Here is an 11,828-nt window from a genome sequence, read left to right as displayed (position 1 = left end):
CATCAACCGGCTCAAACGCCACCGCGCCATCGCAACCAGGTACGACAAACTCGCCGTCCGCTACCAAGCCGCCATTCTTATAACCGCAATAGACGACTGGCTCACCAGGCTTTGAGACAGGCCCTAGCCCGCGTGCCCGTAGCGTGCCCGTGCGGTCGGCTACCCGCGGGGAATCACGGGGGCTCACGGTGATTCGCCCGCCATAGGTCCAGGTCAGCGTTTGCCCAGCTCAGATAGCATGATCTTAAAAGACTTCCCAAGCTGACAGCGCGGGTTCGATTCCCGTCACCCGCTCCACCCACGAAGGCCCAGGTCAGGGATACATTCCCAACCGGGGTCATAATGTTTTCGGGATCATTCCGATCTTCCGTGCCCGCTACGTGCCCGATCGTCTGGATCTTGCTTGCTCAGCGCCTCCTCGGCGAGCTTCCCGAGCGCGTCGGCGATGGCCCGGTCTCGCTCCATCGCGGTGTGCTGATAGATCAGCGCGGCCCGCGTGGTCGAGTGCCCTATGCGGTTCATCAGCTCCCGCAGAGTCGCGCCGGACTGCGAGGCGAACGTGTTCCCGGTGTGATGGAGATCATGGAAGTGGAAGCCGCTGAGCTTCGCGTCCTTGAGTGCCTTGCTCCATGTCCGGGTGAAGTTCGCCCTCCGAAGCTGGGCGTCCTTCGGCCTGACGAAAACGACGCCCTCATCCCCCGCTTCGGCGTGCGTCTCCAGATGTGCCCGGAGGTCTGGGAGCAGCACGGCCGGGACACTCACGATGCGCTTGCCGCCTATCCAACCAGGCTGTTCGACTTCACTCAGAAGCCGCCATGGAAGGCGACTGAGACGCCGCCTCCGTTCCATCTCTTTTCTGCCGGAACGCGAGAGATCTCCTGGGCTGTTGGCAACTGTCGAAACATGAAATCCCAGCTCAGGACAGATTTCAGAGATGGGCCGCAGGTCAGAGAACTACTGGGAACAGAACCCGGCCTACAGGCCGGGCTTGAGGCCAAGGCTTATCCCTCCGTCGCTGGCTCGCTGCCCTTACACGGTTGGGTCGACAGCAGTCGAGAGGCAGCCCGGCCGAGGATGTCCATCAGGCTGCCGAGATCTCGACATCGGTGAGCACTTCCGTCATCCCAAGTCGGCGCCAGACATGCGCGGCCCGGGTGTCCCAGTGATCTACAAGCCGTTCCCCACTGCCGGTCCCTAGCCTCACCCGCAGTCCGCCTGCCGGACGCGACAGGGCCAAGCGCAGGCAGGTGGGCAACGCTGACCAGAAAGACCTCGACGAGGTCCAGGAACGGCCAGGCGCCCGCTGGCATACGGAGGCTTCATGAGCGACGCGTACTCCCCCTTCCCTGAGCTGAATCTGCTCAAGGAATTTCAGGACCGGCTCGAAGGCCGGTCCTACGCGGGTGAATTCAAGCTGGTCGACTACGGAGAGAAGATCCATGGTCTTGACGATCCGGACCTCGAGGAGCGGCTGATCTTCTTCGCCCAGGCCACCGATGCCCCTTCCTTGTACGCCCTCTGGCGGTGCGATGACCGGGAAGACCTGACGACTATGCCTGTCATTTTCTGCGGAGACGAGGGCGAGATCTTCATCGAGGCGGCCAGCCTGCGTGACCTACTGCGGGTTCTCACCCTCGACGGCGCCCACATCTACAGTGTCGAATTGGAGGAGGGGGATCACACCGAGGCCCATCACGAGTATCTCGCCTGGCTGGATGAGAATTTCGGGCTAAAGCCGCTCCACGACCCCGCCCCGATACACAAGGCGGCCTTCGAGCAGTACGGCCGGCCTTTCGCCGAATGGTGGCTGCAGCGCGAACCGGGCTACGCATCCCTTGCGGAAGTGCTCCAGGAAGTGGCCTGCCGCTGGCGGCTGGGCTCAACTCCGGACGGTCCATGTTATGGATGTGGAGTTCCGGGGTGTGAGGTCGAGTGGGGCAAACCTCTGTAACACCAGATCAAAAACACGGGGTCACATCATCGATGGCAAAGCCTTTCCCCTGCATCCACCACCCTGTTGTGCGGACAGTCGGCATGCCCGTTGAGTGCCCGTACGGTCGGCGGCCCGCAGGGAATCACGGGGACTCACGGTCACTCGACCCGTATACCCCAGGTCAGCGTTTTGGCAGCTCAGGCGGCGTGATATTGAAAGACTCCCCAAGCTGACAGCGCGGGTTCGATTCCCGTCACCCGCTCCACATCAGTTGATCTTGGCTTCCGTCGCCGCCTGGTCGTCGTCGTCACTGGCGGAGGCGAGCCCCTGCTTGACGATCTCCCCCATGGCATCGGCTATCGCTCGGTCCCTGTCCTTGGCCGCGTGCAAGTAGACCATGGCCGCCTTCGTGCTGGAGTGACCCATGCGGGTCATCAGCTCCTTGAGGGTCGCCCCGGTGGCCGCCGCCAACGTGTTGCCCGTGTGCCGGAGGTCGTGAATGTGGATCTTCGGGAGTCCGGACTTGGTGAGCGCCTTGGCCCACACCTTCGTGAAGTTACTGCGCCGGAGCTGTGCGCCCTTCTCCCCCACGAAGACCAGACCGTCAGGGGCCTGCTCGCTGAACCGCTGAAGGTGCCAGGCCAGGTCACCGATGATGACCTCTGGCAGCGTGACCACACGAGCGCCGGCATCCGACTTGGGCCGCCCAGTGATCAGCTCTCCCGTCTTCATCTCGGAGACGGACGCCTCGATCCTCACCGTGCGCGCTTCCAGATCGAGGTGATGGCGCGTCGTAGAGCCGCCAGCTCTCCCCATCGCAGACTGCCGAAAGTCGCGAGGAGGACCAGGGCGCGGAACCGGGGAGGCACGCAGGCCGCCAGGGTGAACACCTCAGCCACGGTCAGGACGGGCCGTTCCTCCGGACGCTCCACCCCGGCGTTCTTGATCCGGCAGGGGTTCTTCTTGATCAGGTCATCCTCAAGCGCCGTGTTGAGGATCGCACGCAGCAGCCGGCATGCCTTCGCCACCGTGGACGCGCCCGGACCGTCATCAAGGGCGGCGCTCCACGCCGCCACGCGGCCCGAGCTTGCGGGCCGCACGCTGCGTGTGCGGCCTGGGGGCCGTTCTCGCGCGCGCCCGCCGCTCGGGCCGCCACGGAATGTCTGCCGAGCATGACTTAGGCGAAACTCGTGAGATGACTAGACTGAGCCCCGGCTCTTCGGGGGAACTCACCGATCCCGATCGGTCGCACCTGGCAAGTGCGGAGGCGCAAGCTTGACCCCAGGACTGTCCGGAGCCTGATGCGCCGCCGCGCCGTTCCGGTGTTGCTAGGTGGGCTTGATCCGGTTTGACGGACATCTGAGATCAGGGGTTCGTCCCCGGAAGGATGTCCAAGATGGAGAGCATGGGGAAGAAGAAGCGTCCTCGCCTCTCGTTCACGCCGGAGTTCAAGGCCGAGATCGTCGAGCTGTGCCAGCGCGGTGATCGCTCGATCGGTCAGGTGGCCAAGGACTTCGACCTGACCGAGACCGCGGTGCGGGACTGGGTCCGCCAGGCCGAGGTCGACGCCGGAGTGCGTGACGGGCTGACCAGCAGCGAAAGGGAGGAACTGGCCGCGTTGCGGCGGGAGAACCGCCGGCTACGCGAGGACGTCGACATCCTCAAGCGGGCCACGGCTTTCTTCGCGAAGGAGACCCGGTGAGCGTGGACCCGTTCATCGAGGCGGAGAAGCAGGGCGGTCACAACGTCAAACGGGCGTGTGAACTGCTGGAAGTCTCCCGCGCCGCCTTCTACGCCCGCCGCAACCCCACACCCGGCCCCCGCGCTGTCCGCGACAAACAGTTGAGCGAACGCATCGGCGGCGTCCACCGTGAATCGCGTGGAACCTACGGCGCGCCACGCATCCACGCGGCCCTTCAGCACGAAGGCGAACGATGCGGACGCCGTCGCGTCGCCCGGCTGATGCGCGCGCTGGGATTGCAGGGCCGGTATCGGCGCCGCCGGCAGACCACCACGACCCCCGATCCGGACGCCGCCAAGCGGCCGGACCTGATCAGCCGCGACTTCCAGCCGGAACCCGACGGGGTCGACACTCGCTGGTGTGGCGACATCACGTATATCGCCACTGATGAGGGCTGGTTGTATCTGGCCACAGTCATCGACATCGCCTCACGCCGGGTGGTCGGCTGGGCCACCGCCGACCACCTGCGCACGGAACTCGTCGCCGACGCCCTGCAGCACGCCTGGCGCAACCGCCGCCCCACCACACCAGTGATTTTCCACTCGGACCGCGGCTGCCAATACACCAGCACCGCCTACACCCGGCTGGCGGAGCGGCTCGGAGTCCGGTTGTCGGTCGGCCGCCGGGGCCAGTGCTGGGACAACGCGCTGGCCGAGTCGTTCTTCGCCACGATCAAGGTCGAACTCCTGGACGAACGTCGCTGGCCCACCCGGGCCGCCGCCCGCAGCGCGATCTTCGAATTCATCGAAAGCTGGTACAACCTCCGCCGCCTCCACAGCAGCCTCGGCTACGTTAGCCCCGCCGCCTACGAAGAAACTCGCGCGGCCTGACCACCACACCAACGGTGTCCGTCAAAGCGGAACAAGCTCAAGGCAAATCCGGCGGCTTTGACTTGCGGTGGGTCACGTACGAGGAGCGGGTTGCGCTCTCGGAGCTGGTACGCCGGAACTACGCATTCATGGCTGAGTCTGCGACCTCTGACACCGTGTACATGGGCTACGAGTTCGGCGATGAAGCTGGGCAACGACTGCTCTACATCGAGGAATGGTGCTGAGGCTCGGAGGGCTCGCGGCACCCGCCAGCTCACCGCTCCCATCGCGTGGGCTAACGTCTTTGTGCCTCCGGCGGGGGCGCTCCGGCTCCGGGTGATCGCTAAGGGCCTGCTCAGCGTTGCCGGCCCTAGCTGGCTGAGGTAGGGGCTGATCACCCCGCCCGCCATCGACCCGGGGCAAGCCGAGCAGACCAAGGCCGCGGGGTGATCAGGAGGGCAGACTGTGCGCGCCGCCGATGAGAAAGTGACCTCGTGGTCGACGATCCTTCCACTCTCATCAACTACTGGCTCAGCGTCTGGGAGCTGAACAGCTTCTACGCCCGTCAACCCGAGCAGGGCGAAGGACAGCGAGTGTGGGCAGAGACGGCCATGTATGCGCTTGGCAGAGCCGAGGCCGCAGGTCTAGATACGACTAGCGCCAATGCAAGCCGCTTCTACCTGCGCGCAGGCCTGATCAGCGATCTCGGCTCCATGGGCTTATCCCTGTGGAACCCCGACGTACTCGCCGCGGACATCCTGGCGGCCCTCCCTCTGCAACTGGAGCAAGCCACAGAGTGGGTCACCAACTGGCAACAGCGGCCCCGGACAGAGATCCTGGCCCTCCGCCGGTGCAAGAACCTGCTGGGGCCAGCCCAGTACATCCGGGACTATTTGTCGACCACGCCGACGGCGAGAAGGCTTGACCAGTGGCTGACGCTCCGAGAGCAACTTCCCTAGCTGATCGAATAGCAACGGATGCACTAGCGTGCAGAGACGGGGCGACGAGGGGTCAATCACGGTCACTCATGACCGCGCCCGAAGCCCAGGTCGGCCGCCCTACGAGGCATGATCCATACAATTCCCAAGCTGACCGCGCGGGTTCGATTCCCGTCACCCGCTCCACTCTCGTCCCGGGCTCTCCCGAGACGTTGATTTCTCTTCGTCATCACCAATCGGGTCGAGCAGGCCACATGCTCCTTCGATGCCTCCCGAGGAGACCAGGTCTCGGATCGCGGCCGCCATGCCTTCGAACCCGACGCCCCTGATGACGATCAAGTCTGAGCACCAGAAGTACCGGCCATCGAGGCACTCACCAGTACGCGCATCCTTGTCCATGATGTGCTGGATCGCGTCCAGGGTCATGAAGGTCGCATACCGGCGCGAGCCGTCGCGGAAGGTGATTGTCGCGTCTGCCTGGTCAGCAGCGTCCGGCTCGTACCCCTCCCAGGCTGGAATGACCATCTCGAACTCAGGATCCGTAACGCGGTAGAAGGTCCCGTCGAAAGTGATCACCTTGTTGCTCCTCCCGTTGTCGGCCGCGCGGTCTCTGCGACGATGGCGGCCGTGACGTAGAAGTCGTCCGGAGCGATCTGCGTCACCGCATCAAGGCGGACTGCCCGCTCGTCCGCAGTGATCATGTGAGCCTCGAAGTGCCGGTAGCTGAGATCCTGCAACCAGATCCGTTCGAGCTCTGCCGCAATCTCCGCGGTCGAAGACCCCGGCACAGTCCAGCACGTAGCCGCGATCAGGTTGTTCGTATCGCCGGTACGGCGAACTGATACCTCCCTGATCAATGGCGAGTGCCAGAGGTAAGCATCGAAGTCCATTGCCATGCCGTCGAGGTCAGCCCCAGAGCTGGGGAACGACTCGTCCATCACCTGCTGCTTCACAGCGGCAAACTCCGAGGGATCCATACAAGAAGCGTCCCACCTCCACATCCCGACGCGATCACCGTGAAATTAGCGTGCAATTAGCCAGGGTGACGAAGGGTCAACCACGGTCACTCGTGACCGGCCCGACGGCCAGGTCAGCGCCCCTAACGGCCGTGATCCATGCAATTCCCGAGCTGACAGCGCGGGTTCGATTCCCGTCCCCGCTCCAGACACGACAAGGGCTTCACGACCGGCCCAGCCGACCGCACACCACCCCTCACCTCGCCCCCGCACTCATCGAGGCCCAGGTCCGCCGACTCCGGACCACCCGCAAGGGCGCAGGGGGCTGCGTCACGATCCGCCATCACTGGCGGCATAGACCAGATACGGCGGCTAGCGCTCGTCATCGTGAATCGTGTGAGGTTCCCCGGGCTCATCCTGATCGTGCTCGGCCTGCTTCTCGCCGTCGTGCTGGGCTGGGGTACTCGGTCCCGGCGCGGCGTGGGTGCGAAGACGGAATGCAGGAAGAGCCTCCACGGCTACGCACCGACGTCCAGGCCGCCCTGACCGTCATCGGGCACCGAAACGCTCGCCAGGACCGGCAGCCGATCGATCTCCGGGGTGCGAACCTTGTCGGCGCCAACCTCCGTAAGGCGAAGCTCGCCGACGCGAAGCTGGACCGTGTGAACCTCTATCGCGTGGATCTCGCCGGGGCGAACCTCACCCATGCGATGCGCATTGATGCGAACCTCCGCCGCGCGAGCTTCATGGGGGCGACGCTCGCCCACGCCTTGATGAACTGCGCCGACCTCACCGGCGCGAACATCCAGTTTGCGGATCTCACCGGTGCCGAGCTCGCCCACGCGGACCTCGGGCGTGCGGTCCTGAGCGGCGCGAAACTCACCCGTACCGTCCTCGACGGAGCGAACTTTGACGGCGTGGATCTCAGCGGCGCGCGCCTCCATGATGTGCGCATCAACGGCGACCGCCTCGATGTGCGCCCGGCCGGCAGCCGCCTGCGAAACGGACGGACGACGGCGAAGACGCGGAAGAGCCACGCGAGGCGTAACGAGTGCTGGACGCCGACACGTCAAGCGCCCCTGGCAAGCTGTTCACTTCGGACCCGGGCTCTCTCTGAGACAAGGCCTGATGCTTACGGAAGGGCCCGCGCCCCTGCGATCGCGAGCCCTACGGCGTGCTGGGGCTCAGTCGCGGACGACCTTGCCAGGATGACCTTGCGGTAGACCGGGGCCTGATTGGTGAGGCCGAACGTCATGAGGATGCGAGGTTCGGCACGGCGGCTCGGGGAAACGGGCCGGCGGCAACACTGACACCGCACCCCGCGCCGACCGCATCGCGCGCAATTTCCTTCAACCTACGATGAAGCCGCTTGTGACTGGGCGCTGCTCCGACTCAGCTGTGCCACGCCCACAAGTTGATCCACGCACCACTCTCACCATCGACCCGGCAGTAGCCCTGGATGGTGATGGCAGCGTTTCCGCAGTCCCGCCAGCCCTGATCTGAAAGCGGATATGTTGCCACGACGTACCAGAAACCCTGGGTTCTCACCGGGTCCTCCGCTGCCGACGCGGTTCCGCTGAAGGCCGCAAGGGCCGAACCAGCAAGCACGTATGAGGCGGCGAGCTTCCGAAATATCACTATGCTCCCCTTTCGATGGGCGCTCTTCGAATCAGCGCCGACAAGCCCCGAATCAGGGTCACCTGGAACTCGCCGAGACGTCGTCGCGCTCCATCGCCTTCATCAAGCTCGGCGCGGTCCAGATCACAGCTGTTTGATGATTCCACCGTCGATGGAGTACTCCACGCCCGTTATGTTGCTGGGTGAGGCCAAGAAAGCGACCAGCCGTGCGACCTCCTCCGGCGTGGTGATGCGGCCGGTGGCCGGCGCAAGCGACCTCAGCAGTCCGTCGGCGAACTCCTGGTGCGGAACGCCTTGGTCACGCGCGAGCCGCGCGATGAGCCCATCGGGATCGGTCCACACCCCCGTGCTGACCGGCCCCGGCGCCACTGTGATCGCCCGGACTCCCTGCGGGCCGAACTGCTCGGCGAAGACCTTGGTGAGGGCGTTGAGCGCGGCCTTGGAGACGTTGTAGTCGACCGGCCCCGCGCCGACCAGGCGAGCGCTGACAGAGGAGACGTTGATGACCGTGCCCTTTGTGATCACGAGGCTGGGCAGCGCCGCGCGGGTCACCCTGAGCGCACTGTAGAAGTGCAGGTCGAAGGCACGCTCCCAGGCACTGTCGGGCAGGTCGAGCACGCTGTGCCGCGCGCCCTGGATGATGTCGTCGGTATCGCCGATACCCACGTTGTTGACCAGCAGGTCGATGCCCCCGAGCGCGGCGATCGCCCGGTCGATCAGCTCCGCAGGACCGTGCTCCGTCGACAAATCCACGACGATGGGGACCGCGCCCGTCTCCTTCAACTCCGGAGTGACGGTCCGCGACGCGCTGACGACCTCCACGCCCTCCTCCGCCAGAAGGCGCACGATGGCGAGCCCGATGCCCTTGCTGCCCCCCGTCACTACAGCTTTCTTGCCCAAAAGATGGAGATTCATAAGTTTCCGCCTGTCACTTTGGAACGATCCCTAACATTCAGCTTCACACCTTAACCTGGGCATTTTCCAGTGGCAAGACACTGTGAATGTTCAACCGCACACCCGGACAAACGCACCAGTGGACGGGGAGAGACAGGAGCTCGACGAGTAAGCCATCCATACGGGCCCGAGAATCGACGGCAGACCCCGGTAGAGATGCCGGCCACATCGACTCGGAAGTGAAGCTGGAAACGCCTCTCCAGGCTTCAGGACCGAACGACTCCTTCTCCCCGAGGACCTGCGTCATCGGATCACACGTGATCCTCGCCCATCGGTGCGAGCCCGGTAAAGGAGAATCTCTGCCGACTTCAGCAGCCTTCCTGCCAGAGCACGGTCCTTCTGTCGCCCAGATTCCTCTGTTGGCTCCCAGACCGCCACCCCGGGATGCCCGGGCAGCCGTAGAAGGTGCGGGAATATGCAGGGAAGATCACCATTGCCCTCCACAGGGGAGTGACAGCCGACTTGTGAAGCACCGAGGATATAGCTCTTGTATTCAAGACTGGGCAGCATCCCACGGTTCTGGCACAGACCCGGCGATAGTTGGCAGAGATGCCGATGGCACGGAATACGGGACAGCGCGAAGATGACGGAGCGCCTGCCATCAGACGTCGCGCCCCGTTCCCCGCATATACACAGTGAGGTCGCCTCTGAAGGCACCGTTGTCGTTAGCCATAACGGGCATCATCTTCACGGCTGCGCTGCCCAGCACATACGCCGCGGCGGTCACGGCGACGCGGGAACGTACAGGCCTGGTGACCATGAATTGTGGGTGTACGACTGGAGATGCATTATCGACGTGACGAAGAATTGCCGATAAGGCCCGATGCATCACACTTGCAGGGGCGTGTGACACCGCCCTCTCATTCCGTCTTGCAAGTGAGCGGCCGCAGGAGAACCGCCACACGGTGCGAGGCGATGTCGATGACTGTGGCCAGGTACAGCCAGCCCCGACCTATGGGGATGTCAGGATCGATTCACTCGTACGCTCTTCCGGTGCATCCTCTACCGCGAGGTCGATCCGGACAGCTACACGAACGTACAGGCCGCACTCAGCTCAGGTGCGATGACCAGATCGAAGCTGGAACAAGCCGTGCTGACCTCGCAAGAATTCACCTCACAGATCCTTCCCGAGCTCAAGGCTCTCACGTGATCAACGATTCGATCCCCCCTGCGTTACTGCCGGCAGGGAGTGCCGCCCGAGGTGACTTTCCCTATCGGCCCTTGATCTGGGTCGAATTCAGATCTGAGCCAGGCATGCGGTGGCGAACCTCTGTGTGGTCGTGGCCAAGAGAGAGCACGTGCGGGCCCGGCGCAGGGGTGACGTCCCCTCGGGTGGTGTAACTCCAAGCTGTTGATGCAAGCCCCGGACATGGGGCGAGCCATCGTGTGACGGTCAGCGAGTTCCCGACCAAAGGTTCTCGCGGAGGACACCACACGATGGCTCTGGACCAGTCTGCCCTGCTCGACCTGCTGGAGTCTTTGAAAGCCGCCGACGCCGACGACGTCATCCGCCACGCGCTGCAAGCCGTCCTGCAAGCGCTCATCGAGGCGGAGGCGACCGCGGTGATCGGTGCCGCCCCGCACCAGCGCACCGAGACCCGCACCGCCCAGCGCAACGGCTACCGCGACCGGCTGCTGACCACCGCCGCCGGCGACCTGGAACTGAAGATCCCCAAGCTGCGGTCCGGGTCGTTCTTCCCCTCCCTGCTGGAACGCCGCCGCCGCATCGACCAGGCGCTGTTCGCCGTGGTGATGGAGGCCTACCTGCATGGGGTCTCCACTCGCAGCGTCGACGACCTGGTCAAAGCCCTCGGCGCCGAGTCCGGGATCTCCAAAAGCGAGGTCTCGCGCATCTGCGCCGACCTGGACGGTGAGGTGGCCGCCTTCCGCGACCGGCCCCTTTCCCACACCACCTTCCCCTACGTCTTCCTCGACGCCACCTACTGCAAGGCGCGGGTGAACCACCGGGTCGTCTCCCAGGCCGTCGTCATCGCCACCGGCGTCAGCATCGACGGCCGACGGGAGATCCTCGGATTCGCCGTCGGCGACAGCGAAGACGGCGCGTTCTGGACGGCGTTCCTGCGCTCGCTGAAGGCCCGCGGCCTGAGTGGGGTGCAGCTGGCCATCTCCGACGCCCACGCCGGCCTGGTCGGTGCGTTGCGGGCGGTCTTCCTCGGCGCCTCCTGACAGAGGTGCCGCGTCCACTTCATGCGCAACGTCTTGGCCCGGGTGCCCAAGGGATCAGCGGAAATGGTCGCCGCAGCGATCCGCACCATCTTCGCCCAGCCCACCGCCCAAACGGTCCGCGCCCAGCTGACCACCATCGCCACCATGCTCGGCCGTCAATTTGCGGTCGTGGAGCAAATGCTCCTCGATGCCGCCGACGACATCACCGCGTTCGCCGACTTCCCTCAGCAGCATTGGAAGAAGATCTGGTCGACGAACCCGCTGGAGCGGCTGAACCGGGAGATCAAGCGACGATCGGACGTCGTGGGTGTCTTTCCCAACCCCACCGCCCTGGGCCGCCTGGCCGGTGCCGTGCTGGCCGAGCACCACGACGAATGGCAGGTCAGCGACCGACGCTACCTGTCGGAGGGCTCCATGGCCCAACTCGCCGCCCCACCCACAGACGATCTGGCCGAACCCCTGGCGCACACCGCCCTGGCCGCGTCATAGTCACACCAACCCATAACTCGCCGACCACACATGATCAGCCGCGAGTTACACCATTCGGCGGGACATCACCGGCGCAGGGGCGGCCAGGCCCAAGGGAACTGTTTCATTCTGCGCAAGCGAAGACCCACGCTCAGACCGCCCGAAACGGGTCGTGTCCCGTGTCGTGCATTGTGGCCGGATGGG

Annotated in this window: 13 protein-coding genes and 1 pseudogene; 8 read left to right on the top strand and 6 right to left on the bottom strand. The window is 64.7% G+C overall.

The genetic code is table 11. From position 1 onward, the window contains the following. Nucleotides 1-354 precede the first annotated feature (354 nt). Complete coding sequence (locus FH610_RS40860) at nucleotides 355-747, bottom strand: tyrosine-type recombinase/integrase (RefSeq protein WP_161628211.1); 393 nt, start codon at nucleotides 745-747, stop codon at nucleotides 355-357. 574 nt (nucleotides 748-1,321) lie between these two features. Between FH610_RS40860 and FH610_RS40855 the strand changes: the two genes are divergently transcribed. Next, nucleotides 1,322-1,951, top strand: a complete 630-nt coding sequence (locus tag FH610_RS40855) for a hypothetical protein (RefSeq protein WP_205826414.1) — start codon at nucleotides 1,322-1,324, stop codon at nucleotides 1,949-1,951. 249 nt (nucleotides 1,952-2,200) lie between these two features. Here FH610_RS40855 and FH610_RS44935 read toward each other — a convergent pair whose 3' ends face one another. After that, complete coding sequence (locus FH610_RS44935; protein ID WP_240809496.1) at nucleotides 2,201-2,692, bottom strand: tyrosine-type recombinase/integrase; 492 nt, start codon at nucleotides 2,690-2,692, stop codon at nucleotides 2,201-2,203. Next, a complete protein-coding gene (locus FH610_RS44930; protein ID WP_240809495.1) occupies nucleotides 2,689-3,009 on the bottom strand; it encodes a hypothetical protein in 321 nt (106 codons plus the stop codon). Before FH610_RS44930 ends, FH610_RS44935 begins: the two co-directional genes overlap by 4 nt. Before the next feature lie 320 nt (nucleotides 3,010-3,329). Between FH610_RS44930 and FH610_RS40845 the strand changes: the two genes are divergently transcribed. The 4 genes from FH610_RS40845 to FH610_RS40830 all read left to right on the top strand — a co-directional run bounded on the left by FH610_RS40845 (nucleotide 3,330) and on the right by FH610_RS40830 (nucleotide 5,442). Then, a complete protein-coding gene (locus FH610_RS40845) occupies nucleotides 3,330-3,635 on the top strand; it encodes a transposase (protein ID WP_161628210.1) in 306 nt (101 codons plus the stop codon). Continuing rightward, entirely contained in the window at nucleotides 3,632-4,504 is an 873-nt protein-coding gene (locus tag FH610_RS40840; RefSeq protein WP_139580604.1) for an IS3 family transposase, read from the top strand. Before FH610_RS40845 ends, FH610_RS40840 begins: the two co-directional genes overlap by 4 nt. Nucleotides 4,505-4,518: 14 nt before the next feature. After that, the gene (locus FH610_RS40835; RefSeq protein ID WP_139580603.1) at nucleotides 4,519-4,728 is read left to right on the top strand and encodes a hypothetical protein; all 210 of its coding nucleotides are present in this window, start codon (nucleotides 4,519-4,521) and stop codon (nucleotides 4,726-4,728) included. 249 nt (nucleotides 4,729-4,977) lie between these two features. After that, the gene (locus FH610_RS40830) at nucleotides 4,978-5,442 is read left to right on the top strand and encodes a hypothetical protein (RefSeq protein ID WP_139580602.1); all 465 of its coding nucleotides are present in this window, start codon (nucleotides 4,978-4,980) and stop codon (nucleotides 5,440-5,442) included. A gap of 153 nt (nucleotides 5,443-5,595) precedes the next feature. Here the strand turns inward: FH610_RS40830 and FH610_RS40825 are convergent, their stop codons facing one another. Next, nucleotides 5,596-5,997, bottom strand: coding sequence for a hypothetical protein (locus FH610_RS40825; protein WP_139580601.1), 402 nt, complete (start codon nucleotides 5,995-5,997; stop codon nucleotides 5,596-5,598). Next, on the bottom strand, nucleotides 5,994-6,398 hold the full coding sequence (locus FH610_RS40820) for a hypothetical protein (protein WP_161628209.1): 405 nt from the start codon (nucleotides 6,396-6,398) through the stop codon (nucleotides 5,994-5,996). The genes FH610_RS40825 and FH610_RS40820 overlap by 4 nt, the downstream gene beginning before the upstream one ends. A 476-nt stretch (nucleotides 6,399-6,874) precedes the next feature. Between FH610_RS40820 and FH610_RS45805 the strand changes: the two genes are divergently transcribed. After that, nucleotides 6,875-7,600 (top strand): pentapeptide repeat-containing protein, encoded by a 726-nt coding sequence (locus tag FH610_RS45805; RefSeq protein WP_161628208.1) that lies wholly within the window; start codon nucleotides 6,875-6,877, stop codon nucleotides 7,598-7,600. Nucleotides 7,601-8,138: 538 nt separating this feature from the next. Here the strand turns inward: FH610_RS45805 and FH610_RS40810 are convergent. Further along, nucleotides 8,139-8,897: an SDR family NAD(P)-dependent oxidoreductase gene (locus FH610_RS40810; protein ID WP_240809493.1), complete on the bottom strand. Its 759-nt coding sequence runs from the start codon at nucleotides 8,895-8,897 to the stop codon at nucleotides 8,139-8,141. Nucleotides 8,898-9,894: 997 nt separating this feature from the next. Here FH610_RS40810 and FH610_RS45800 point away from each other — a divergent pair. Both FH610_RS45800 and FH610_RS40800 read left to right on the top strand, forming a co-directional pair. Then, the gene (locus FH610_RS45800) at nucleotides 9,895-10,119 is read left to right on the top strand and encodes a DUF4214 domain-containing protein (RefSeq protein ID WP_139580615.1); all 225 of its coding nucleotides are present in this window, start codon (nucleotides 9,895-9,897) and stop codon (nucleotides 10,117-10,119) included. A 287-nt stretch (nucleotides 10,120-10,406) separates the two neighbouring features. Further along, a pseudogene (locus tag FH610_RS40800) lies at nucleotides 10,407-11,645 on the top strand (IS256 family transposase). The last annotated feature ends 183 nt before the right edge of the window (nucleotides 11,646-11,828 follow it).

It is taken from the genome of Microbispora catharanthi (genome assembly GCF_006334915.2).
GTDB lineage: Bacteria > Actinomycetota > Actinomycetes > Streptosporangiales > Streptosporangiaceae > Microbispora > Microbispora catharanthi.
This window is presented reverse-complemented; position numbering and strand designations above follow the sequence as displayed.